The 23,130-nt window shown below is 69.9% G+C and carries 23 protein-coding genes; 22 read left to right on the forward strand and 1 reads right to left on the reverse strand.

Annotated elements, in window-relative coordinates; genetic code table 11:
• The first annotated feature begins 378 nt into the window (after positions 1–378).
• The 22 genes from AB0D28_RS21785 to AB0D28_RS21890 all read left to right on the forward strand — a co-directional run bounded on the left by AB0D28_RS21785 (position 379) and on the right by AB0D28_RS21890 (position 21,810).
• The gene (locus AB0D28_RS21785; RefSeq protein ID WP_357388368.1) at positions 379–771 is read left to right on the forward strand and encodes a hypothetical protein; all 393 of its coding nucleotides are present in this window, start codon (positions 379–381) and stop codon (positions 769–771) included.
• Complete coding sequence (locus AB0D28_RS21790; RefSeq protein ID WP_357388370.1) at positions 765–1,634, forward strand: hypothetical protein; 870 nt, start codon at positions 765–767, stop codon at positions 1,632–1,634. The genes AB0D28_RS21785 and AB0D28_RS21790 overlap by 7 nt, the downstream gene beginning before the upstream one ends.
• Before the next feature lie 56 nt (positions 1,635–1,690).
• Complete coding sequence (locus AB0D28_RS21795) at positions 1,691–2,311, forward strand: SAF domain-containing protein (RefSeq protein ID WP_357388372.1); 621 nt, start codon at positions 1,691–1,693, stop codon at positions 2,309–2,311.
• Between the two features lies 1 nt (position 2,312).
• Complete coding sequence (locus AB0D28_RS21800; RefSeq protein ID WP_357388374.1) at positions 2,313–3,119, forward strand: ParA family protein; 807 nt, start codon at positions 2,313–2,315, stop codon at positions 3,117–3,119.
• Positions 3,112–4,620: an ATPase, T2SS/T4P/T4SS family gene (locus AB0D28_RS21805; protein WP_357388376.1), complete on the forward strand. Its 1,509-nt coding sequence runs from the start codon at positions 3,112–3,114 to the stop codon at positions 4,618–4,620. The genes AB0D28_RS21800 and AB0D28_RS21805 overlap by 8 nt, the downstream gene beginning before the upstream one ends.
• The gene (locus AB0D28_RS21810; protein ID WP_357388377.1) at positions 4,617–5,522 is read left to right on the forward strand and encodes a type II secretion system F family protein; all 906 of its coding nucleotides are present in this window, start codon (positions 4,617–4,619) and stop codon (positions 5,520–5,522) included. The genes AB0D28_RS21805 and AB0D28_RS21810 overlap by 4 nt, the downstream gene beginning before the upstream one ends.
• Positions 5,519–6,376 carry a type II secretion system F family protein gene (locus AB0D28_RS21815; RefSeq protein ID WP_269700323.1) on the forward strand — a complete coding sequence of 286 codons (858 nt, stop codon included), beginning with the start codon at positions 5,519–5,521 and terminating at the stop codon, positions 6,374–6,376. The genes AB0D28_RS21810 and AB0D28_RS21815 overlap by 4 nt, the downstream gene beginning before the upstream one ends.
• Before the next feature lie 31 nt (positions 6,377–6,407).
• Positions 6,408–6,608: a hypothetical protein gene (locus AB0D28_RS21820; RefSeq protein WP_209964527.1), complete on the forward strand. Its 201-nt coding sequence runs from the start codon at positions 6,408–6,410 to the stop codon at positions 6,606–6,608.
• A complete protein-coding gene (locus tag AB0D28_RS21825) occupies positions 6,605–7,033 on the forward strand; it encodes a TadE family protein (RefSeq protein ID WP_357388380.1) in 429 nt (142 codons plus the stop codon). The genes AB0D28_RS21820 and AB0D28_RS21825 overlap by 4 nt, the downstream gene beginning before the upstream one ends.
• The gene (locus AB0D28_RS21830) at positions 7,030–7,464 is read left to right on the forward strand and encodes a TadE family protein (RefSeq protein ID WP_357388382.1); all 435 of its coding nucleotides are present in this window, start codon (positions 7,030–7,032) and stop codon (positions 7,462–7,464) included. The genes AB0D28_RS21825 and AB0D28_RS21830 overlap by 4 nt, the downstream gene beginning before the upstream one ends.
• The gene (locus AB0D28_RS21835) at positions 7,461–7,883 is read left to right on the forward strand and encodes a TadE/TadG family type IV pilus assembly protein (RefSeq protein WP_209961287.1); all 423 of its coding nucleotides are present in this window, start codon (positions 7,461–7,463) and stop codon (positions 7,881–7,883) included. The genes AB0D28_RS21830 and AB0D28_RS21835 overlap by 4 nt, the downstream gene beginning before the upstream one ends.
• A 20-nt stretch (positions 7,884–7,903) precedes the next feature.
• Positions 7,904–11,320 carry a LysM peptidoglycan-binding domain-containing protein gene (locus AB0D28_RS21840; protein WP_357388384.1) on the forward strand — a complete coding sequence of 1,139 codons (3,417 nt, stop codon included), beginning with the start codon at positions 7,904–7,906 and terminating at the stop codon, positions 11,318–11,320.
• 78 nt (positions 11,321–11,398) lie between these two features.
• On the forward strand, positions 11,399–11,779 hold the full coding sequence (locus tag AB0D28_RS21845) for a hypothetical protein (RefSeq protein WP_269700318.1): 381 nt from the start codon (positions 11,399–11,401) through the stop codon (positions 11,777–11,779).
• Positions 11,776–13,131 carry a hypothetical protein gene (locus tag AB0D28_RS21850; RefSeq protein WP_357388386.1) on the forward strand — a complete coding sequence of 452 codons (1,356 nt, stop codon included), beginning with the start codon at positions 11,776–11,778 and terminating at the stop codon, positions 13,129–13,131. Before AB0D28_RS21845 ends, AB0D28_RS21850 begins: the two co-directional genes overlap by 4 nt.
• Positions 13,132–13,353: 222 nt before the next feature.
• The gene (locus AB0D28_RS21855) at positions 13,354–14,844 is read left to right on the forward strand and encodes a hypothetical protein (protein WP_357388388.1); all 1,491 of its coding nucleotides are present in this window, start codon (positions 13,354–13,356) and stop codon (positions 14,842–14,844) included.
• Positions 14,845–14,854: 10 nt separating this feature from the next.
• Positions 14,855–16,084 (forward strand): type VII secretion-associated serine protease mycosin, encoded by a 1,230-nt coding sequence (gene mycP, locus AB0D28_RS21860; RefSeq protein ID WP_357388390.1) that lies wholly within the window; start codon positions 14,855–14,857, stop codon positions 16,082–16,084.
• 453 nt (positions 16,085–16,537) lie between these two features.
• Positions 16,538–17,107 carry a hypothetical protein gene (locus AB0D28_RS21865; protein ID WP_357388392.1) on the forward strand — a complete coding sequence of 190 codons (570 nt, stop codon included), beginning with the start codon at positions 16,538–16,540 and terminating at the stop codon, positions 17,105–17,107.
• A 9-nt stretch (positions 17,108–17,116) separates the two neighbouring features.
• Positions 17,117–17,422 carry a hypothetical protein gene (locus AB0D28_RS21870; protein WP_209961300.1) on the forward strand — a complete coding sequence of 102 codons (306 nt, stop codon included), beginning with the start codon at positions 17,117–17,119 and terminating at the stop codon, positions 17,420–17,422.
• Entirely contained in the window at positions 17,419–18,735 is a 1,317-nt protein-coding gene (locus AB0D28_RS21875; RefSeq protein WP_357388394.1) for a hypothetical protein, read from the forward strand. The genes AB0D28_RS21870 and AB0D28_RS21875 overlap by 4 nt, the downstream gene beginning before the upstream one ends.
• Before the next feature lie 318 nt (positions 18,736–19,053).
• Positions 19,054–19,749, forward strand: coding sequence for a hypothetical protein (locus AB0D28_RS21880; RefSeq protein WP_357388396.1), 696 nt, complete (start codon positions 19,054–19,056; stop codon positions 19,747–19,749).
• A 201-nt stretch (positions 19,750–19,950) separates the two neighbouring features.
• Positions 19,951–21,069, forward strand: a complete 1,119-nt coding sequence (locus tag AB0D28_RS21885; RefSeq protein WP_357388398.1) for an IS630 family transposase — start codon at positions 19,951–19,953, stop codon at positions 21,067–21,069.
• Between the two features lie 105 nt (positions 21,070–21,174).
• Entirely contained in the window at positions 21,175–21,810 is a 636-nt protein-coding gene (locus AB0D28_RS21890) for a hypothetical protein (RefSeq protein WP_357388400.1), read from the forward strand.
• 576 nt (positions 21,811–22,386) lie between these two features.
• Here the strand turns inward: AB0D28_RS21890 and AB0D28_RS21895 are convergent.
• Complete coding sequence (locus AB0D28_RS21895; protein WP_357388402.1) at positions 22,387–22,974, reverse strand: hypothetical protein; 588 nt, start codon at positions 22,972–22,974, stop codon at positions 22,387–22,389.
• Positions 22,975–23,130 lie beyond the last annotated feature (156 nt).

Below are 23,130 nucleotides of genomic sequence, written 5' to 3' on the forward strand. Positions count from 1 at the left end.
CGGCCTTGCCCGACGCCGATGCTCGGAGGGGGACGCTGGGCTGCTCGGGCCGGTCAACGATCCGGACCGGGCACCCCAGAGTCAGTCGCCGCGCTCGCGGCAACGAGCCGCTTCTCCGCATCTGCCGGCAGCGTAGCCGCGACAGGAGCCCGAGCCGCGCGTCCGTCACCAACGGGAGGCATCACGTTGACCGCAACGGTAAGCAGGATCCGGCGGGCTGACGTCCGCGTTACCGCCTGGCTCGCCGTCATCGTCGCCGGCGTTGCTGGCTGCGGTAACGACAAGCCGGACGCGACGCCGAGCCCCACGACGTCATCGTCGTCTGCAGCGCCCTCTTCGACGGCCGGCGCCGAGAACACCGCAGCCAGCGCGGCCGCGTTGGCGGCCTACCGGAACTACGTTCGGGCCTACGTCACCGCGTCGAACAAGGGTGACTACAACGCCAAGCTCGACAGGTTCGTGGCCGACCCGGCGTTGCCGACCGTGCGCCAGGACCTGCTGATCAAGTTCCAGCAGGGACTCATCACGGAAGGCGAACCGTCCTCGACGCCCACCGTACGCAGTGTCGACACGAGCCGCCGTCCCTTCACCGCCGAGATCGAGGACTGCTTCGACACCGGCACGTGGGACGTGGTCTCCAAGAAGACCGGCAGATCGGTACGCACCGACGGTCAGGCCACGAGGTACGTGGTGACCGCCAAGGCGGAGCTGTTCGACGACGGTCAGTGGCGCATCCGGGAGGTCAACGCCCAACGGGAACGGCCATGCTGATCCGGAGGCTCGTGGCGCTGCTCCTGGCGGTCGGCGCCGGCGCGCTGCTGGCGCCCGACGTCGCACACGCCGACTACGAGCACTGCGACGCGCTGGGCAACTGCTACTGGGTGGTGGAGAAGCCGGGCACCGGAGGCGGCGGTAACGACGGCGGTGGTGACAGCGGCGGCGCCGGGCAGGGCTGCCGCTACGAGGGACGGACCGTGCCGTGCGTGGTCGACAGTTTCGGGGTGTGGGACGGGTCCTGCTACGTCAGGCGGGTTCCGCCACCATCCGGCGGTCGGACCGATGGCTACTGGAGCATCCGCACCTGTGGCGTCTACGGCGGCATCGCCTCGCAGACGACGGCCTGGTCGCCGGAGCCGCCCGCCGGCATCCTGCCCAGCTACCAGGAGCTGGCGCAGCGAGCCATCGCCCAGATGAACCTCGACGGTCCCGACATCGGGATCGCCCCGCGCATCGACGGCGCCGGCCTCGTCGGGCTGCCGATCTGGCTCTGGAACCGGGTGAGCCCGAGCACCTGGGGACCCGTTACCCGTACGGCCGCAGTGCCGGGACGGTCGGTTACCGCGACCGCGCGGGCGCAGATGGTCGTGTGGGACATGGGCGACGGGCAGTCCGTCACCTGCACCAAGCCCGGCACCCCGTACCAGCCCTCGTTCGGCAACAGGCGGTCGCCGGACTGTGGATACGACGGCTACCGCCAGCCCAGCAGCACCTTCGCGGGCGGCCGCTACACCGTCACGGCCACAACGACGTGGCTCGTCACCTGGAGCGGCGGCGGCAGCACCGGCTCCCAGTCCATCGACCTGTCCTCCAGCACCACGATCGACATCGACGAACTGCAGGTGATCACGTCATGACCAGTGCGCCGCCCAAGGCTGGCCGCACCGCCTCGCCGGTCAATGCCCCTTACGCCGTGCCCCGCGTCGCGCCGCAGCGTCGTTGGCGTCCGGCGCTGGTCTGGCTGGCCGTGGCGCTGGTCGCCGCCGGCGGGCTGATCGCGGTCGCCGTGCTGCGCAAGGTCGGCACCACAGCGGAGTACCTGGCGGTGAGCGCCACCGTGGAGGTCGGCTCGACCATCGAGCGGTCCGATCTCAGCACCGTACGGATCACCGTCGACCCGACGCTCAAGCCGATCGAGGCGAGCGCCGCCGACCAGATCGTCGGCAAGTTCGCGGCCGTCGCGCTGGTGCCCGGCACCCTGTTGACGCGGGCCCAGCTCACCGACCGAGCTGTACCTGGGGAGGGCAAGCAGCTGGTGGGCCTCAGTCTGCCGCCGGAGCGCCTGCCCGCCGATCGCGTCAAGCCCGGCGCCGCGGTGCTGCTCGTCGTGACCGCTGACAGCGGCCCAGTCCCGAACCAGCAGCCGAACGCCACCGCGCCGATCAGCATCAACGCCACTGTCGTGGACGTGCACGCCGGCATCAGGGAAGGCACGACGCTGCTCAACGTCGCCGTGGCCGAACGCGACGGGCCGCTCGTCGCCTCACGCGCGGCGGCCGGTCGGATCGTCGTCGCCCTGACCACGGGGGGCTGACGTGGCGATCATCGCGATGGTTTCGGCTAAGGGCTCGCCCGGCGTCACCACCACGGCACTCGCCTGCACGCTTGCCTGGAGAGAACGCACGGTGCTGGCCGAGTGTGATCCCGCCGGCGGCAGCGTCCTCAGCGGCTACCTGTCCCGCCTCGAGATCCCACCCGTCGGGCTACTGCCGCTTGCCGCGGCTGCCCTCCGCGACCAGCTCGCCGAGACGTTCGCCGACCAGCTCGTCGACCTCGACGCACGGGATCCGGGCCGACGACTCCTCCTGCCCGGCATCAACGACGCGGTCCAGGCCGGAACGCTGCGGCCCACCTGGGAGATGCTGGGCGAGTACTTCGCCGGTCTGGAGCGCAGTGACCCCGGCTATGACGTCATCGCCGACTGCGGGCGGCTGGCCACCAACGCGCCGCCGTGGCCGCTGCTGTTCCGCGCCGACCTCGTGCTGCTCGTCGTACGCGCGGCGACCCTGCGCACCATCGCGCCGGCCGTCGGCGCGGCGGAGTTGCTGCGGCGGGAGCTGACGCAGCACGGCCAGGGGACGGGAGCGCTCGCCTTGGCGCTGATCGGTGACGGCCCCTACGGCCGGCGGGAGATCGAGCAGCGGCTGCAACTGCCGACGGTGGTCGAGCTGCCCGACGACCGGCGTACGGCTGAGGTTCTGAGCGACGGCGGCGGCCGGCTGCGCGGCAGCCAGCAGCTGCTGCGCGCCGCGGCGAGCGCCGAGTCGGCCGTACGCGAGGTGATCGCGCGGCGGCGCGTACACCTGGCTCCGACAGCATCGAGGGGGAGTGGCCGTGCCTGACGAGCGCCGACACAGCCGCCCGGCCCGGCCGGCAGCGGTCGACCGCGTCGCCGCCAACGGCCACCGCTGGCCGACCAACGGCACGTCCCCGGAAGCACCTCGGCTGCCGGCCGTCGATCAGCCGCAGACCATCGACTACGCGGCGGTGCGAATGCTGCGCGCCCGGGTCAGCGCGGAGCTGACCGCGGCGCTTCGGGAGACGCCCAATGTCTCCACCGAGCACCGCCAGGCCGAGGCGGAGCGCATCGCGGCCCGTCTCGTCCGGGAGCACGTGGACACGCTGCACCAGGCCGGCCAACCAATCTCGCAGGCGGAGGAACATGCGCTGCTCGACGCGGTCGCCGCGGACATGTTCGGCCTCGGCCGACTACAGCAGCTGCTGGACCGGCCGGACATCGTGAACATTCACATCCTCGGCTGCGACAACGTCCGGATCGAGCACACCGACGGGCGGATCACGGTCGGCGAGCCGGTCGCGGAGACCGACAAGGAACTCGTCGACATGTTCCAGGTCCTGGCCATGCGCGCCGGCGCGACCGAGCGCTCGCTGTCCTCGACCAAGCCGTGGCTGGACATGCAACTGCCCGACGGCAGCCGGCTCACCGTCCTCATGCAGGTGTCGGTGCGTCCCTACGCGGCCATCCGTCGCCACACGCTGATGGACGTCAGCCTGGAGGACCTCCGCGACCGGTACGGCGCCGTCGACGACCTGATCTGCCGGTTCCTCAAGGCCGCCATGGCCGCCGGTCTCAACATCATGGTCGCCGGGCTGGCCGACGCAGGGAAGACCACCCTGCTACGCGGCCTGGCCCAGGAGATCCCCGACCGCGAGCAGTTCGTCACCCTGGAGGAGTCCCGCGAGCTCGGTCTGCACACCACCGGGCGGCACCGCTGGGCGATGAGCCTCGAATCCCGGGAGGGCCACGGCTCCCGAGGCGCCGACGGTCGGCCCGCCGGCGAGGTCACGATCATGGACATGATCCCGCTGACGCTGCGGATGTCCGTGCAACGGATCATCGTCGGCGAGGTCCGCTCCCGTGAAATCGTGCCGATGCTGCAGGCCATGGCCACCAGCAAAGGCTCCCTCTGCACCATCCACGCCCGGCACCCCCGCGCCGTGATGGACCGCGTCATCGAGCTGGCCCTGCAGCACGGGCCCGAGATGACCGCCGAGCTGGCGCGGCGGATGGCTGCCGGCGCGATCGACCTGATCGTGTACGTCAGCGTCGAGGACGAAACCAAGCTCGGCGGCCGCAAGCACCGGTACGTCTCCGACGTGCTCGAGGTGGGCGGAATGAGCGGCGACCAGCTCGTCACCACCCAGATCTTCGGCCCGGGCCCGGACGGACGCGGCGTGCCACGGCACCTGCCGGAACGGCTACGCGAACCGCTGCTGCGGGTCGGCTACGACCCCCGCCAGCTCACCGGCTACATCCAGCAGGGCGAGCACAACTACGGCGCCTGGAGCAGCCAGCTCGACACCCTGGCGAGGCGGCCATGAGCCCGCTCGACCTCGCCGCCGTGCTGGCGGGCATGCTCGCCGTCTCCGGCGCGGTCGTCGGCGTCCTCGGCGTCGTCGGGACCACCCGGCCACCCCGGCCGCCATCGGCGCTGCACCAGCAGGCACGCCGCTGGTGGACCGGGTCGGGACGCACCCGCCGGGAACAACGCGCCCACCAGATCAAGGTGGTGACGTCGGTCGTTGCCGGCGCGCTGACCTGGCTGCTGACCGGTTGGCCCGCCGCCGGCGTGATCATCGGCGTCGCCGTTCCCGGCGTACCGTGGCTGTTCGCCGCCGGTCGTGCCGAGAAACAGGCCGTCGCCCGCCTGGAAGCCGTCGAGGCCTGGACCCGCCGCCTGGCCGACATCGTGGCCCGTGGCATCGGCCTGCAGCAGGCCGTCGTTGCGACCGCCGCGACCGCGCCGCAGCTCATCGAGCAGGAGGTCCGTGACCTGGCCGGGCGTCTGCAGGGCAGCGGCGATCCGATCGCCGCGCTGCAACAGATGGCCGACGACCTCAACGACTACACCGCCGATCAGGTCATCGCGCCGTTGATGCTTCACGTCACGGACCGCGGCGAAGGCCTGCATGAGGTGTTGAACGCGATCAGCCGGTCCATCGCCGCCGAGATCGAGATGCGCTCGACCGTCGACGCCAAGCGCGAGGGCCCACGCTTCGCCGTGCGGTTCCTGACCGGCATGACCGTCCTGGTGCTGGCGTACGGGGTGATCAACCCGCACTACCTCCAGCCGTACGGCAGCGTGCTCGGCCAGCTCGTGCTGCTGTTCCTCGCCGGCCTCTACGTCGTGCTCATGACCTCGGTACGCAAGCTCAGCCTGCCGCCCCGGCGGGAGCGGCTGCTTCCGCCGGCCGAGGTCCAGACGCTCGGAGCGGCGGCATGACCAACGGCTACGTCACCGCCATGGTCATCGCCGGCGCGATGACCGGCCTCGGGGTGTTCCTGCTGGTCGTGCAACTGATCCCCGCCCCACCGGCGCTCGGCCCGGCGCTTCGGCGCCTCCAGCCGCTGACCGCGACGAACACTGCACCGACCGGCGTCAACTGGCTGCGGCGCCGACTCACCGTGCCGCACGCCGACCTGCGGCTGCTGGGCCGCAGCACTGACCAGTACTTCCTCACGCTCGGGCTGTCGGCGCTGTTCTGCCTCATCCTGCCGGCGCTCATCACCATCGCGGTCGCGGCGCTACGCGTACCGATTCCGGTCGTAATCCCGGCGGGCGGGACTGTCGCCGCCGCGCTGGCCGGCGCGGCGCTGGCCCACCGGGAGGTCGTCGCCAAAGCCGCCGTCGCCCGCGCCGAGTTCAGCCGCGCCATGTGCACCTACCTGGACCTCGCCGCCCACCAGGTCCTCGGCGGACACGGCCCGGTCGAGTCGCTCGACCGCGCCGCCAGCGTCTGCCACGGCTGGGTCTTCGCCCGCATCCGGGAGGCCCTGCTCGGCGCCCAGCTGCAGCTCCGGCCGCCGTGGGACGAGCTGAAGGCCCTCGGCCGGGACATCGAGGTCATCGAGCTCGGCGACCTGGCCGACATCATGCGCACCGCCGGCAACGAAGGCGCCAGCGTCCACCAGACGCTGCGCGCCCGGGCCGACTCGATGCGGGACCGGATCCGCACCGAGGCCCTCGCCCAGGCGGAGCTACGCACCAACAAGCTCGACATCCCCGCCGCCGCGCTGATCCTCGTGCTCCTCGTCCTCATCGGCTACCCGTTCATGGCCCGCCTGTTCGTCCGCTGACACCGGCACCACCCACACGGAGGGAACCGCCATGCACACCATCCACGACTTCCTCGCGCAGCTGGCCACAAACTGGCAGCGCATGACCGACCCGGCCGAGGCCGAGCGCGGTGACAGCCCGGTCGGCACCGCCGTCATCACCGCGATCCTCGTCGCCGGTGCCGTTGTCGTCGCCGGGGCGATCGTTGCCGTCGCCAACGGCTGGGTCGCGCTCATCCCGACGCAGCCGTGACGCAGCCCCTCGCCACCGCCCGTCCGCGTCCCACCCGGCGCGGGCGGGCCGCCCGGTGGCACCACGATCGGGGCGGCTCGCCGGTCGAGTTCGCCGTCATCGCGCTGCCGATGCTCCTGCTGACCTTCGCCGTCGTGCAGACCGGGCTGGTCTACTTCGCCCAGTCGATCGCGCTGGGCGCAGCCACCCAGGGCGTGAACGCCGCACGGGGTTACCAGTCGACGGCCGCGGCCGGTGAGGCACGTGCCGCCGCCTTCCTCTCGACCGCCGGTGCTGGGCTGGACAACCAGCAGGTCGTCGTCACCCGCACTGGGTCGGAGGTGCGGGTCACCGTCACCGGTAAGGCAATCACCGTGTTTCCCGGGCTCAACTGGACGATCAGCAAGACCGCGCACGGTCCCGTCGAGCGGCCGACCGCGCCATGAGCACCCGGCGGAACCGCGCGCAGCGCGGCTCGGTGAGCATCGAGATGGCCGTGGTCGCACCGGCCATCCTGGCGCTGTTCGCCGGCGCCGTCATCGGCGGCAGGGTCAACATCGCCCGCCAGGCGCTCGAAGCGGCCGCGTACGACGCCGCACGCACCGCGTCGCTGGCACGTACCGCCGGTGAGGCGAACGCGCAGGCCTTGGCCGCCGCGGGCTCGACGCTCGACGCCCAGGGACTGAGCTGCACCAGCCTGGAGGTCACCATCTCCACCTCCGGGTTCGACGTGCCGGTCGGGCAGGCCGCCACAGTGACCGCCACGGTCAGCTGCACCGCGACGTTCTCGGATGTGGCGCTACCCGGCATGCCCGGCACTGTGCCACTCGAGGCCTCCTTCACCAGCCCACTCGACACGTACCGGAGCAGAACGTGACCGCCCTCCGCCGACGCCTGCGCGGCGACGACGGCCGGGTCACGGTCTGGTTCGCCGTCCTCGTGCCCGCCTTCCTCGCCCTGATCGGCCTCGTCGTCGACGGCGGCGCCAAGGTGCGGGCCTACCAGCGCGCCGACAACATCGCCGCCGAGGCGGCCCGCGCCGGCGGGCAGGCGATCAAGGCCGGCCAGGCCATCGACGGCGGCAACAAGGAGATCGAGCCCTCAGTCGCCGCCGACGCCGTACAGGCGTACCTCGACGACCTCGACGGGGTCACCGGCTCGGTCACCGTCGACGGCGCGCAGCAGCTCACCGTGACCGTCACGGTCACCTACAACCCGATCCTGCTCGACCTGTTTGCCGGGGGAGCAGGCACGACCGTGACCGGCCGCGCGACCGCCACCTTGATCGCGCAATAGCAGCCCGCGAAGGAGCAACAGTGGCACGCACCACACCCGCCACCGGCCGCGGCCAGCAAGTGCTCGCCGGCGTCGGCGCGCTCGCCGTGGTCGCGGTGACCGCTGCCCTGCCCGCACTGCTCATCTGGGCCGCCGGCAACCCGCTGCCCCGACTGGGCACATGGCTCTCGACGCTCACGAACGATCCGGGTGCTGCCGCCGGCCAGATCTGGCAGGCGCTCAGCAGCCGGGACGACGGGGACCTGTTCCTGCAGACGTTGACGCTGATCGGCTGGATCGCAGCGCTCCTGGCCGCGTGGACCTGGGTCACCTTCTTGGTCGCCCTGGTGGTGGAGACTGTCGCGCAATTGCGCGCACGCCGTCGGGGACAGGTGCCGCGCAACGCCGCCCGGATCCCGGGGGCACGGTTCCAGCAACGCGTGGCCGCCGCGTTGATCGCGGCCATTCTCGGCGCCATCGCCGCGCCGACCCTGGCCTCTGCCGCCGCGCCGGCCGCCCTCACCACCCCGGCGGTGGCAGCACCCCGCTCCGACCACGTAGTGGCCAAACCCACCGCGCCGGTGGAGGCCACGACCACCACCGGGTATGTGGAACATCCGGTCGAGCGCGGGGAGAGCCTGCTCGACATCGCTGAGGCGCACAACGTGCCCTGGCAACGCCTGGCCGAGGCCAACCACGGCCTCGCGCAGCCGGACGGCCGCAGCCTCCAGCCCGGCAACACCCGGGTGTACGCCGGCTGGACGCTCCGGATCCCGATCGTCTCGTCCCTGGTGGCCAAGACCATGCAGGCACCGGAACGGCTCGTCTACGAGGTGGCGCGCGGCGACTGGCTGGCCGGTGTCGCCGAGCGTTTCCTCGGTGACGCCGACCGCTACCCGGAACTCGTGGCCATCAACTCCGACCTTGAGCGGCGTGACTACCGGTTCCCTGACCATATTGAACGCGGGTGGCGGATCACGCTGCCGGCGGAGGCTCGCGATCGCGGCGCCGGCGACCACGCCCGGGGCCGGGTCGTTGTCGATAGCCGCACCCGGCCCACCCCGAGTGCTCCCGAAGCCGGCAGCGAGCCGGCGCCGAGCGTTCCGGAGACCGAGGCCGAGGGTGAGCCGCCCTCCTCCCGTTCGCCGGACCGCGGCGGGAGCGAGCCGATCCCCCCAACTTCATCCGCGCAGGCTCGACCGAGCGATGCTCCGACGCCACCCACTTCAGCCAGCTCGTCCTCGACGACTGCACGTCCAAGCGTCGAGTCCGGGGCGGCAGATCCGGCACGCGAGCCCGGGCCGGCGGGCGAGGACAGCGCCAGCGACGCCATCGTGTTGGGATCACTCGCCGGAGCGGGTCTGCTCTCAGCGCTGTTGCTAACCGCAGTGTTCCGCCGTCGACGCAGTCAGAGGCAGCACCGCCGGCCCGGCCGCCGACTACCGCACCCTCGCGGTGGCGCCACGGAACGCATCCTGCGCGTGGCCGAGCAACCCGCCGACGTCGACCGGCTCGACCTCGCCCTGCGTAGCCTCGCCGCGGCGCTGGCGGAGCGGGAACAGCCAGTGCCGGACATCGCCGCAGCCTGGATCGTCGACCAGGCCGTCACGCTCGTGATCGTCGAGCCCTGCCCTCAGCCACCCTCACCGTGGGTCGAGGACGGCGCTCACTGGACGCTTCCCGGGGACGCGGCTGTGCCGGCCGTCGCAGAGCAGCTCGCACCGCTGCCCACACTTGTTGCGGTCGGATCGCAGCCCGGTCGGCATCTGCTGCTCGACCTCGAACGGCTCGGCGAGCTGACCATCGCCGGCGACGGTGAACAGACCGCTGCCCTGCTGCGCTACCTGGCTTGCGAACTCGCCTGCAACACCTGGTCAGACGATGTCGAGGTCATCATCGCCGGCTTCCCTGCGCCGGAGACCGAACTGCTCGTCGCCCTCAACCCCGACCGGGTCCGCGCGGCGTCGTCGGTTCACGAGGCCGTCCCACGGCTGCGACGGCGGGCCGCCGCGGTGACGGCCGGCCTGCACGCGTCCGGGGCGCCCGACACCCTCGCCGGTCGCCTCACCGACGTCGGCGAGGCCTGGGCGCCCCAGGTGCTGCTCGTCGCCGAGCCCGACGAGGACGACCTCGACGTGCTCCACGAATTCGGAAAGGCGCTGCGCGGCGTCGGCAGATGCGCCGTCGCCGTCGTCAGCACCACCGCCGCCCGCGCTGCTACCGCCTCGAACACCGTCGTTCTCGACGGGGACGGCCGCCTCCACCTCGCCTTGCCATACCTCCAGGTCGAGGGGGCACCAGCCGGCCTACCTGTACGCGAACTGGAGCCGCTCGTCGAGATCATGGCGCAGGCACGGGCCGCGACTGACGAATCGACCCCGCGGGCCCCGGAGCCGGAGGAGTGGGCGCAGGACAGCGACGCCGCCGGTTCAGTGCTCGACCTCCTCACCGGTGGCGAGCCATCGACCCCGAGAACGGCCCCGGCCGAAACCCGCCTGTCGGCACCGGCGGATCCCATCGTCGCCATACCTACCCTGGACCGACCTCGCACAGCCGGCGTCACCCCGCGCCGAGAGGTCACCGCTGCGATCCGCCAACGACGCCGCCAGGCCGACCCGGATCTCGACACTGATCTGCGGTCCTGGCGCGAGCAGGACCCGACTCGCCCGCGCATCGGCGTGCTCGGGCCTGTCGTCGTTGACGCGCCCGGCCCGGTTCCAGACCAGCGTCGGCGCTTCCACGGCGAGCTCATCGTCTACCTCGCCCAGCGAGGAGCCCGTGGAGCCTCCGCCGAGCAGCTCACCGACGCGCTGTGGCCCGACCAGCAGGTCAAGGACGCCAGCCGCCGGGTGGCCATCACGCGAGCCCGCCGCTGGCTGGGCGAAGCGCCTGACGGCACTTCCTGGCTGCCCGAGATGGGCTCCGATCGGCTCTATCGACTGCGCGACGGCTACCTGCTGGACTGGCATCTGTTCCGCCGACTGCGCAGTCGCGGCGAGAGCCGCGGAGTGGCCGGCGTCAAGGACCTACGTGCCGCGTTGGAGCTCGTCCGAGGCGCACCGCTCGACGGCGCCGAGCGCGCCTACGCCGTGGGCACCCGCAACCCGTTCACCTGGCTGCCCGAGTCCGACATCTACCCGGGTCACCTCACCTCCGCGATCGTGGACACCGCGCACGAACTCGCCGAGCTGTACCTCGATGCCGGTGACCCGACCGGTGCTCGGTGGGCCGTACAGCAGGCCTGGCTGGCCGACCCGGAGCGCGGCGACGACGGACCGTGGCACGACATCATGCGGGCCGCCCACGCCGAGGGACACACCGCTGAGCTGCGGAATCTGCTGGGCGAGCTGATGCGGGTCCGCGAGGCCGAGGTGCCGGAAGACCTGACCCCTGCCACGTACGCCCTGCTGCGCAAGCTTCTGCCCGATCTGCTTACAGCCAGCACCAGCAGCGGATGACGCGAGGCTTGCAAACGACCCCATCTGACCGACCGATTGGAGTGGACGACCTTGCTGACATCGAATCAAGCCCACGGCATGGACTACATCGAGGCGACGAAGGAGCTGTGCGCCGACAGTGCGCATGCTTGGGACGACACCACCGCAGCCGGTGCCGTCCAGCTTGCGATCGAGGCATGGAAGCGCCTCTCCGGAACCGACATCGCCTGGGACCACTTCGGCCTGGAGATGCTCGACATCCGTGCGCGGCTGTACGCCGACCACGATGACGTGGTGGTCGACGCCGCGGCGCCGGCGCGCGACGACATCGAAACCCGCCACGCGGTCGCGACGCTGGTGGAGCACCTTGCCCGCTATCACGAACACCTCGCTGCCAGCGGCGGTGATGACCTTGCCCGGCGGCTCGACCACGACGCCGCCGCCCAGCAGCTACGACGCGCGGCGGCGGCTCTGGCATGACGATCGGCCACTGGCACAGTAGGGCCGACCGAGCACTGCGCGCCGCGGCCACGGCGATGCGTCAGCAACCGCCGGGATCCGCAGCAGACATCAACGCGATGGTCAACGCCCGGTCCGCTGTCTACGCGCAGCTGATCCGGGCAACCGAGCTGCTGGCCGGTGGCCGTCCGGCGGTGGAGGAACTGGATCGGGCCGGTGCCACGGCATTGATGACCAGGCGCGGACAGCGACTTACCCAGTTCTACGCGGGCCTCCGCGCGGCCGCACTTGTCGACCGGCAGTTTCCACCGTCCGGCAGCTGGGTGGGCGCTGAACCGGCGCGGTCGCTGCGCCGTGCCGCGGACGCCGTCGGCGTGATCGGTGACATCCTCGCCTGCCACGTGCCCCCGGGGCAGCGGCCTCCGACCCCGGAGGGGTTCGCGATCCGGCGAGGAGGCGGAGTCTCGTCGGGCCTCGCTGACGTCGCCAGGCTCACGTCGGGCCTCGTGGTGCTCGACGTGGCGTTGCCCGGATGGCTCGACCACGGACAGGGTCATCTGACCGAGATCTACCGCCCGGTGGCGGAGGCCGCCCGGTGGACGGCGAACAGCGGTCTCGCCCGGACAGCACGAGCTCTGGTCGTTGCGGGTAGAGGGCAGCCGTCCCTGCACGGGCTTGGTGTCGCGCGTTCGCCGCTGGATCCGGCACCCGACATCCGTACCGTTGACGACGCCGTCGCGGCCGTCGCGGCCGCGCGTAGCTGGCTGTGGCAGCACCCGCAGCAAGTCGCCGGAGCTCACCTGCAACTCGGCACTCAGCTCGGCTTGGCCGTGCGCGTCGCCACCAGCGCCCCGACGAAGGTGGACGGTTGGCGGCGTGCCGCCATTGCCGCTGCCGAGTTGCGGGCCACCCCACCGGTCGGTCCGGCCCGCGACGCTGCCGGGGAACTGGCGGAGGCGTTGCGGTGGACACGGTCGCACCTGACAGACGGGTCCGACGGGAAAACCCGGGAGCTCATGCGTCTGCATGCCGAGCTGCCGTTCCTGGCTGCGACCCTGCACAGAGGGCTGTCCGCAGCGGTGCGCCGTGGTGATCTGTTCATCAAGGCCGAGGGCACCCTGACGCGTCCGGCCGGCTCACTCGTCTTCCGTGCCGTCGAGCGGTGGCGACCCGCCAGGAGCCACGATGATCTGGTCCAGGATCTCGGCCGAGGACTGCTGGAGCGTCGTGACCTGGAGAACGCCGACGATCTCGGGAGGGCTGCGGCGCGTGCTTTCCCTCGCCCACCCCGCCCTCGGTCTCCGATCGACCAGTCCTCGAACCCGCCGACGGTCGAGGCGACGCCGAGTCGAGGTCGTGGGCGGTCACGCTGAGCCCGGCCGGTAACGGACCGTGCCTGTGGCTGCTCTCTGGATTGGGTCGACTACTGTAGGCTCTCGTCATCTCGGGGGAGGGCGTTCAGTGGTGCAATTCCAGCTCGTGCCGCGGCCGTGCATCGCCGTCGGTCTAGGAGACAACCCGATTCAGATCGTCCCTCTGCAGTCGACGGTGCTGGGTCATGCGCCCGGCCTCCTCCCAGCCTGAGGGGGTCGGCCATGGGCACCTGGGAGCAGTGCGTACGTGAGGTGACGCTGTCGGCGGACCCGGACCTGGTCGGTGAGGTGGGCGTCGGCTGGAACAACCTCTCCACCACCTTGGGATACCTACGGGATGCGTTGGTCGGACGTTCCTTCGTCGGCCCGATCGCGCCGGGCGCCGTGCGTCCACACACCGATGGTCTGCCCGGCCTGCTCGCCGGCTGGACCGGCAGCGGAGGCGACGCGTACCGCGAGCACCTGAGCGACATCGGCCGCAGCATCGAGGACCTGATCACCATCGCGAGCAACGTCGGTGGCGCGCTGTCGCGGATCGAGGGTGACATCCGTAAGGCGGTTGCGAGCATCCCGATTCCCCTGATGGACGATTTCGGTGTCAACGAGTGGAGCCTGCCCAACGGCGTTGAGCTCGACGACGCCAACGACGGCGAGAACGCCTCCGGCTTTTTGGCTGCGCTGCGGGCGGACTACCGGACCAATCCTTCGTCGTACGCCGACGGCGCCTTCCGGGAGAAAGCCGACGACCTGGAGGCGACGATGACGGTCGACGGCCGGGCCGGTGACCAGAAGCGGGGCGGCCTGTGGGATACCAGTTCGCACTTGAACAACTGGTACCGGGACAACCAGCAGGTGGCCAACAGCGCAATGGCCCCGCTGCCGCAGGCACTGGAGACCGAGCGGCCGCGGCTCGACGTACCGGAGTTCGACGAGCGTGGCAACTCTGACGGGTTCCGTCCTCGCACTCCTCCGTCTGGCGACACCCCTGCCGGATTGGACGGCGGCGTCGGGGCAGGCGGCGCCCCCGCAATCGGTGGTGGTTCCGGGTACGGTGGCGGTGGGGCTTCCCTCGGCGCTACGGGCATCAGCGGTGGCGCCTCCTCCGGTGGTAGCCATTCGGTCTCAGTGCCGTCGGCCGGTGGCAGCTCCGGTAGTGACCTCACCGGCGGTAGCGCGGGCTCGTACCCCGCTCCCTCGCCTCGGAGCGGCGATCCGATCGCGGATCTGGGTCTCGGCACCAGCCTGGCCGGTGCCGGCGGACCGATCGCCCTCGGCGGTGGCCCCGGCGGTTCGCCGATCCCGGGTCTCGGCGGCCACAGCCCGCTTGGTATCGGAGCCGGACCCGGGCTCGGTTCGCCGAGCGGGATCGGCGGCGCCGGCTTCGGTTCCGGGGGCGGGCTCGGCGTCGGTGGGGGTGGTCCCGTCGTCGGCGGTCAGATCAGCCCGGTCGGCCTCCCCGGCATGGTCGGCGGTGGCAACGGTCGAGTCCCGCCGATGACCAGCGCCGCCAGCGCCCTGCGTAACGCCTCCGGTGGTGGTCGTGCCGGCACCGGTGCGGGCGGTTCGCGTGGCAGCGCCGGCGGAATGATCGGTGGCGTCGGACGGGAGAGCGGCACCGAGGACGACGAGGCCGGTCCCGAGTCGTTGTGGTTGACTGAGGACGGCGATCCGTGGGGCCGTGATGACACCGGTTCCCCCGGCATTCTGCGATGAGGACGGACGGATGAGCGTGAATGCCGGCATGCTCCGGCCGGTCGCGGCCGGCCTGCTGAGCGTGCTGCTTCTCGGTGCCGCCGCCCAGCCTGCTGTCGCCGCGCCGCAGCGGGCGGAGCAGTGGTACCTGGACGAGCTTCGCATCGACCAGGTGCGCAAGCTGTCGACCGGTCGCGGCGTGATCGTCGGGGTGGTGGACAGCGGCGTCGACGCCACCCACCCGGACATCCGGGGCCGGGTGCTTCCCGGCGGTCGCAGCTACGGCGCGACCGGGGACGGCCGCGCCGACGAGGACGGTCATGGCACCCATATGGCCGGCATCATCGCGGCGACGAACGCTGCCGCCGACGGTGTGGACGGGATCGCACCAGGCGCCAGGATTCTCCCCATCAAGATTAAGAAGGGTAAGGGACTGGCCAGCAGTCAAGCGGTGGCCCAGGGCATCCGGATGGCTGTCGATGGCGGAGCCACGGTGGTCAACGTGTCCGTCGGCGGGACGGCTGCAGCCTCGCCGGGGGAGAAGGAGGCCATCACGTACGCCCTCGCGAAGGACGTCGTCGTGGTCGTCTCCGCCGGCAACATCGCCAAGGGCGAGAAGGCCGTCACCTCGCCGGCCAACATTCCCGGCGTCATCGCGGTGACCGGCACGACCCGTGGGGGAGCCTTCTGGTCCGGCTCTGTACAGGGCCCGGAGGCCGCGGTATCGGCCCCTGGCGACGGCATCTTCAACATCGGCCCGAACCACGGCTACGGCTGGGGCGACGGCACCTCGGACTCCGCCGCCATTGTCTCCGGTGTTGTGGCGTTGATCCGGTCGAAGTTCCCGGATCTCGACGCGGCGAATGTGATCAACAGGATCATCCGCACGGCCCGTGACGCCGGCCCGGCAGGTCGTGATCCCCAGTACGGCTTCGGTCGTATCGACCCAGTGGCCGCGTTGACCGCCGACGTGCCGGCGGTCTCCGAGAATCCCCTGCTCGGCCCGACGCCCCCGGCTACCGGTGCAGACCAGGCAGCCGGGGACGACAACTTCGACGTCACCAGGTATGGCGACCAGGGTGGCCCGAGCGACCAGCAGGTTGCCGTGATCGCTGGTGGCGCCGGCCTGGTGGTTCTCATCCTGCTGATGTTGACGATCTTCCTCATCCGGAACCGCCGACGCCACAGGGCCGAGGAAGCTGTACGCCACGACCTGGCTGACGAGGTGCCCTCCGCGGGATTCTCTCGCCAGTCGCATTGATCCGTCATCTTCGGGCGGGGCCTTTGCGGGCGCTGGAAGTCCGATCTGCGGCGATCACTCAGGGCGGCGAGGCGGTGACACGCGTTGATAGGGTCGTCGCCATGATGGCGTTGCGACGGAAGGACGCATCCGTCGGGCGTGCGCACAACCTGAGCGCAACGGCTGACACGACCGGGCAGAGAGGACGAACCCGATGATTTCCGGGTCGCGAGAGCCCTCTGCTCCCGAGGCCACGAACCATTGGCATGACGTGGATGTACATTCGCCTGACCGGTCCGTTCGCATCGCTGCTTCAAGGCGGGGCGACATCGCGGTCGAGGTCGACGGTCTGCACCGGCACACTGACGAGTCGTTGGCCCGCCAGGTGAGAGCCGCCGCCAGGGTCGCATTGGCGTCGCTGCAGCGGCCGGTACGTGAGGTGGACGCGCCGGTACGCGACCAGCGGTCCGGTTGGTGAGCGGCCCCATGAGCAAGAAGGCGCTGATCGCCGCGGCTGCCGTTGCCGTCGTGGCGCTCGGCCTGGTCGGTCTGTGGCGCTGGGGCCCGCTCGGCGACGACGCAGCCGTTCCGTCGTGCGGTGATGTGGCCGACGCCCTACCGGAGATGGTGTCCGGGTCGTGGACGCTGACACGTACCGAACCGAAGCGCGATGTCGACCGGTCCCGGGTGCGATGCGAGTACGACTTCACGTCGGCCGACCAGGCCTACCGGGGCAGGATCCTGCTGAGCCTGATCGAGAGCGACGACGAGGCGTTTCTCCGCAGCACGGCCACGTCGGGCCCGTGTGACGGTGAGGCGGTCCCGAACCCGAGCGCGCCCCGGTACGAGGTAGCCCGCTCCTGCGCACAGCGGATCAACGACAAGATCTTTACGAGTGTGCTCCTGGCCTCCGACCGGCGCTACGCCCACATCCTCGCGGACTTCAGCAGCCCTGATCGTCCGCTCGAGCAGGTCATCGCGTACACGAACACCAGCGCGCAGCGCATCGCCGACCGGGCTATGACCCTCAACGCCACCGACTAGGAGCAGGCTGTGGGCAAGCTGGAGCGCTACTTCGATGACGTGGCGCGGATCAGGGCCGAAGGTGTCTCCACCAACGGTTGGGTGACGGTCGTCCGCGGCCACGACGGGGATCTCAAGGTCGACATTCGGCCCGGCATGCTGCGCCGGTGCAGCCCGGACGAGGTGGCATCGGAGATCCGCACGGCCCTGCTGGCCGCGGTGGCTGATCACCGCCGGCAGTACCGGCAGTTGCGCGTCGACTACTTCGGCTCGCCCATGGGGGTGGAGCTTTTCACGCCGGCCGAGTCACCGCACGGGGAGAGAAGCAGACCATGACCACGGACACGTCGGCTCTGCGGGTCGAGTCCCGGGCGCTGGTGGCCTTCGGTAAAGAGCGGTACGAGGATGCCGTCACCTACAGCGCCGTGCGCCGCTACCTCGGCGACATCGGAGCCATCCCGAGCGCGGCCTGGGGCACGCTCGAGGGCATCTCCGACAAGCTCAACCGGGATTGGGCGACCGCCTTGGGTAGCCGGTTGTCCGAAGCGAACATCGCCCGTAACGAGATGGAGCGCATCGCCGATGGACTGATGCAGATCGCCGCCGACTACGAGGGCACCGATCTGGACATCTCCACTGACTTCGACGTATTCAACCGGGACCTGGGCCCGTACCTGCCGCTCGGCGACGGGTACGGCAACAGCGTCCGTGTGCGCGCGGGCGGCGCCGGCATCCTCTCCCAGCCCCACGACCGCAGGCTTCCCGACGACCAGCCGGTGTTGGTGATCCCCGAGGGCAACGACCGGCTCGGGGCCACCCGCAACGAGCGGCTGCCGCGGACCCGGGAGGTGGAGGAGCCGATCACCATCGGCAGCACCGACGGCAACAACCTCGGCTTCACCGGGGGCCGGACCACCTACTACGAGAACGGTGAGGGTGACCGCCTCGACACCTTCATCCACGAGCACCGCGACACGCTGCTCCAGCTGGAGGCGATCCTGATCGAGCTCGGCACCGGCGACCGCCTTCCCCTGACCGATCTGATGGTCCACGCGTGGCGTTCAGCGCCGAAGGTGATCTGGAACCGGGCCGACCTCGTGCACTCGGCCGCCGGCACCTACGCCGAGCTGCGGGCCGAGATGGACGCTGAGCTGAAAAACCTCAAGCTCTACTGGGACGGCAGCGCCGCGCAGGCGTTCGGCCAGTACGCCGATCGTGCTTCCGCCTACCTGCTCCAGCTCGAGACCCAGGCGCGGTGGCTTGCCGAGGAGGGCAAGAAGGCCGCCAGCATGCTGGAAGGACTGCGCAACGCGTACGCGAGTCTGGGCTATCAGCACATCGGGACGCTCATCGACGTCCTGAAGGGCTACATCGAGGCCGTCAACGGGCTCTTCTCGTCGTGCTCGAACCCGGAGGCCGCGGTGCAGAAGGCGGTGCAGGAGTTCGTCACCTTCCTGTTGGTCGCGGAACGCCAGTACGTCGAAGCGATGGCAGACCTGATCAAGGTCGACGAGCAGGAACGCAAGGAACGGCCCGACCTCGGCACCCGCGGCCACAGCACGACGCCGTTCCCCAAGGCCGAGGTGGGCGGCACCGCCTGGCTGAACGGTGGCGGGTGGACCCCCAAGGCAGACCGGCCCGCGACCTGACCAGGCAACCTCGTCGCGCAGGATGCCTGAGTGGCCGACTGGCAGGGGTTCACGACTTGCCCCCGCTGCGGGCCAGCGGTTGAGACGGAGACAGCGGCATTCTCGGTTTCCTTGAACACGAAGTCATGGGATCCGCTGAGCCTGGTGTATCGATTGTCGAACTAACCGCCCCGTCGGCCCTACTGGAGGCGGGAACCCGCGCGGCGGTCCATCTCGTCAACTATGGGCGACACCTTTACGCGCAGCGGGCCATGTCGCATGCCTGGCCCGCGAAGATCGATAGGTGAGGCTTCGGGCCACTTCGTTTAGGCTGACACCATGAAGGCTTGGCTTGAGGGCCACCAGTTCGACCTTGAGGCGCTGGCTCGATTCTTTCCCGAGGGGGGCACCCGGGTAGTCCGGCAGGGCGATATTTACTACCTAACGTCTCCCGAGATCGACAGCCCGCCCGACGGGGAGACGTGTCATGACGTAGCCCCGGCGGTACTTGAGCGCTTGAACGGCATAGCGCGGACGCTGAAGCCGAACTTCGAGCCTGTGAAGCTCGCGGGCGCCTACCAAGAAGCTGACGAGGAACCCGTCCGTTTTGTCACTGTAGCATCAGCCGCGTTGCGCATCGAAGCCGGTCTCGTCGCTGTTGTAACCGGTGGCGCCTCAGCACCAGCGCCGCCCCCTCCTGGCCCGGCCCTACTCAACTTGTCAAAGATGCACGCGGAGGTCGCTGAGACGCTCGCACTTCTTGGTAAACCCGAGCCGTTGAACTGGATCGAGCTATACAAGATTTTTGAAGTTATCCGTGACTCGCTAAAGCCGACGCCGCTGGACAGGTCGGGCTTGGCGACGAAGGACGAGATCAGCGCGTTCACCGGCTCGGCCAACAGGCCGGACGTCAGCGGAGCAGATGCACGACATGCCCGCATGAGCGGCCCCCCGCCAAAGAGGCAGATGACCATTGGGCAGGCTCGGGAGTTCATAGGTCAGTTGGCCAGGGCGTGGATGGAGTCACTGAAGTAATCGCACGTAGGCTGTGCACACCGCCCGGTCAGGTCGCGCGCCCGAGAGACTTGGCCGGGTCCGAGGTCACGTGGCACGCCCGCGCCGGCTGGTCGTAGCCTCTGTAGACGCCTAGTGCCGTGACCACGAACGTTCACGGTGTTGGTGGACACGCCGCGCGGCCTGTCGGCCGGGCGGCGTTGTGCCGGTCAGGCTGTGGCGGTGGCAGATCCTGTACGCGTGCGGCGGCTGAGTGATCAGGAAGGTCAGCAGCTGCTCAGAATCACTCGCCGGGGAACCGGTTCCCCGATCCGACTGCGACGGGCGATGGTCGTGCTCGCCTCGGCCGGCGGGAACACGGTGCCGGCGATCGCCCGTCTCGTCCAAGCCGACGAGGACACGATCCGGCAGGTCATCCACCGGTTCAACGAGATGGGAATGGCCAGCCTGGACCCTCAGTGGGCGGGTGGCCGTCCCCGCCAGATCAGTAGCGACGAAGAGCAGTTCATCGTCGAGACGGCCAACACCCGCCCCGAGACGCTGGGGCGACCGTTCACCCGGTGGAGCATCCGCAAGCTCGCCGACCACCTGCGCCTGCATGCCACCCGCCGGGTCCGGATTGGGCGGGAACGGCTGCGGCAGATCCTGCACCGGCACCAGATCAGCTTCCAGCGGACCAAGACGTGGAAGGAGTCCACCGACCCGCACCGCGACGCCAAACTCGCCCGGATCGAGTACGTCAGCGCCCACTTCCCGCAGCGGGTGTTCGCCTTCGATGAGTTCGGCCCCCTCGTGATCCGCCCCCAGGCCGGCGCCGGGTGGGCGCCCGCGGGCCATCCGCACCGGCTGCCCGCGAACTACCACAAGCTGCACGGCGTCCGGCAGTTCCACGGCTGGTACTCCGTCGGCGACGACCAACTCTGGGGCGTCGTCCGGCGCCGCAAGAGCACCGCGAACACCCTCGCCGCACTCAAGTCGATCCGCGCCGCCCGCCCGGACGGGGCACCGATCTACGTCATCCTGGACAACCTGTCGGCACACAAAGGCATCAAGATCCGGGCATGGGCGGCCCGCAACAAGGTCGAGCTCTGCTTCACCCCGACCTACGCCTCCTGGGCCAACCCGATCGAGGCCCAGTTCGGGCCGCTGCGCACCTTCGTCATCGCCGGGTCGAACCACCCGAACCACCACGTGCTGACCCGACGGTTGCAGGCCTACCTGCGCTGGCGCAACGCCAACGCCCGCCACCCCGACGTCCTGGCCGCCCAACGCCGCGAACGCGCCCGCATCCGCAGCGAACGACAACGACGCTGGGGCCAACCCGCCGCCCGCGCAGCCTGACCCCAACACCGCGAACCTTCGTGGTCAAGGCACTAGAGACGGGCCCATGTCCGCGAGGGGTTGGGTGGGCGTGCCACCCTGGACGGCGGTCGTCAAAATAGCCGGATGACCAAGCTCTTGGACTGGATCGTCGGCCGGCTGGCCCTTTGGCTCACGGCCAGCGGAGTTCTAACCCTTACCGCCGTGGTCTGGATCCTCAACGCACAGGCTGGTGTCGACTGGGGCGACGCCCCAGCCTGGGCGGCGTTCCTCATCTCCTTAGGATCCGGTGCCATTGCCCTAATCGCCCTCAAGTACGCGAAGACCTCCGCGCAGGCATCCGAGATCTCAGCGAAGGCAGCGGTTCGGCAGGCCGCTGCCGCCGAACGCCAGGTTGAGCTTGCCGAGGCCGCCGCCGAGGCCGCCGATTCAGGCGTATCACCTCCAGGCAAGCGGCCGGACTCCTGGACCGAGGGCGGCAGCATGGAAGCCGCTGTCCTCCCGTACGTAGCCTGGTGGGTCGAGCAACGGTCGAAGAACACCTACGTTCTCCGTAACATCGGCACGGACATTGCGCGCGAAGTGGAGATTGACCAGTCGCGCATCCAGTGTGTTGTCAGGAGTGCAACGAAGGTTGACGAAATTCCACCGGATGCCTCGACCGAGATCTTTCTCATCCCCATGTATGGGGGGCCAAAGCCGAATGAGCTTTGGGTGCGCTGGGAGGGCCACCCGGAGTGGAAGGCGGTGCCGCTTCCGTGATCGAGGCTCCCCTGTGCGACCTTACCGGCCGGTCTGGCAAACGACGGTCGGTGCCAACTACCGGTTGTTCTGGCTGCACGATCCGGCCTGCGAGGAGTCGGAGAACCTCGCTGCCGCATCCTCAGGTGCTAGCCGGGAGCTGGTGGGCTGGGCGGCGAATGCGGTTATGGTGGAGGTGGCAGCCGGCCTGGTCGGCATCGACCTGTGGATCGAGGTGGTCGACGAGGCGCCGGGTGTGGACGACTTGGCTGACCTGCAGCGGGACGGCCGTCTCGAGTTTCCGGGCGGACTGTTAAGCGTGCTGTATTCGCTCGACGAGACGTTCCAGCGCGGCGTGGCTCTTTCGAGCGGCCCGGACACGTATGGGGTGCGGGTGGGTGGCTGCGGCCGCGCCCGGGACGGGCGAATGCGGGATGAGGGTGTGGAGCCGGGCGCCTACGCGGACATCGACGCCATCGTGGAAGCGCTGGCGGAGTGGAGCGCTACCGGATCCTTCTCTGGCAGGCGGCACCCGAACCGCGCTGGGAGTACAACGACGAAGATGAGTGCCTTGGGCAGGCACAACTTGCCGGTAGCTCAGGTGACCGGATCACCAGCGACCGCCGTGTTCCTGTCCTCAGGCCTCTCAGTCAGCCACTTGGACATCTGCCACTCGTATGGCGCCGAGGACTCGTCGAACTTCACACCCAGATCCCGGCGAGCGGCGGTGTAGAAGCGGCCCCGTGCTTGGCCGGTAGCCCGAACCGCCTCGTTCCACGTCAGGTCGCTGGTCTGGCCCAGCGCCAGTCGCATGAGGCGGAATGCCACATCGTGCCATTCGCGAGCAGCTGCGACCACCGCATCGTCGCCCAGCATCAACACCGCCTCCCACCGGGTCGTCCGTTCCTCCTCCGCCATGAGGAGATCCGCTTCGGTGATCTCTCCACCGAACCAGAAGTCGTCCTCATAGACACCCCGTTTGGCCGCGAGGCGCACCGCGACGGAGATGACCCGCTTGACGGCATGGGCGTAGTCCGTGTACGCGGCTATCCGCCGCTCATCCCAGCGAGCCGCCTGCTGACGGCGCCAACGACTCCGCTCCTGGACTGTCGTTGTGATGTATGTGGCCAGCACACCGATGAGTACACCGATAAGGGCGGGCAATTGCAGCAGGAACAAGCGCATGCCGGATCCAATCTCGGAAGACATTGACCATGCTCAGTGTGGCGAGTCGGCACAACCCTTTAGAGGTCCTAACTTTTTGAGGGTGGGCGTAACCGACTGGATGTGAGGGTCGTTTCGTCTGAACGTGAGGAGGGGTGAGCAGCCGCCGTGGATCGT

It is taken from the genome of Micromonospora sp. NPDC048169 (assembly GCF_040652815.1).
Classification (GTDB): Bacteria; Actinomycetota; Actinomycetes; order Mycobacteriales; family Micromonosporaceae; genus Micromonospora.

What these genes read in the sequence shown, in the direction of transcription:
- AB0D28_RS21895 (WP_357388402.1), bottom strand. Translation starts at nt 22,974, where the DNA reads ATGCGCTTGTTCCTGCTGCAATTGCCCGCCCTTATCGGTGTACTCATC.
- AB0D28_RS21815 (WP_269700323.1), top strand. Translation starts at nt 5,519, where the DNA reads ATGACCAACGGCTACGTCACCGCCATGGTCATCGCCGGCGCGATGACC.
- AB0D28_RS21810 (WP_357388377.1), top strand. Translation starts at nt 4,617, where the DNA reads ATGAGCCCGCTCGACCTCGCCGCCGTGCTGGCGGGCATGCTCGCCGTC.
- AB0D28_RS21875 (WP_357388394.1), top strand. Translation starts at nt 17,419, where the DNA reads ATGACCACGGACACGTCGGCTCTGCGGGTCGAGTCCCGGGCGCTGGTG.
- AB0D28_RS21890 (WP_357388400.1), top strand. Translation starts at nt 21,175, where the DNA reads ATGACCAAGCTCTTGGACTGGATCGTCGGCCGGCTGGCCCTTTGGCTC.
- AB0D28_RS21820 (WP_209964527.1), top strand. Translation starts at nt 6,408, where the DNA reads ATGCACACCATCCACGACTTCCTCGCGCAGCTGGCCACAAACTGGCAG.
- AB0D28_RS21855 (WP_357388388.1), top strand. Translation starts at nt 13,354, where the DNA reads ATGGGCACCTGGGAGCAGTGCGTACGTGAGGTGACGCTGTCGGCGGAC.
- AB0D28_RS21790 (WP_357388370.1), top strand. Translation starts at nt 765, where the DNA reads ATGCTGATCCGGAGGCTCGTGGCGCTGCTCCTGGCGGTCGGCGCCGGC.
- AB0D28_RS21850 (WP_357388386.1), top strand. Translation starts at nt 11,776, where the DNA reads ATGACGATCGGCCACTGGCACAGTAGGGCCGACCGAGCACTGCGCGCC.
- AB0D28_RS21845 (WP_269700318.1), top strand. Translation starts at nt 11,399, where the DNA reads ATGGACTACATCGAGGCGACGAAGGAGCTGTGCGCCGACAGTGCGCAT.
- AB0D28_RS21830 (WP_357388382.1), top strand. Translation starts at nt 7,030, where the DNA reads ATGAGCACCCGGCGGAACCGCGCGCAGCGCGGCTCGGTGAGCATCGAG.
- mycP (WP_357388390.1), top strand. Translation starts at nt 14,855, where the DNA reads ATGAGCGTGAATGCCGGCATGCTCCGGCCGGTCGCGGCCGGCCTGCTG.
- AB0D28_RS21880 (WP_357388396.1), top strand. Translation starts at nt 19,054, where the DNA reads ATGAAGGCTTGGCTTGAGGGCCACCAGTTCGACCTTGAGGCGCTGGCT.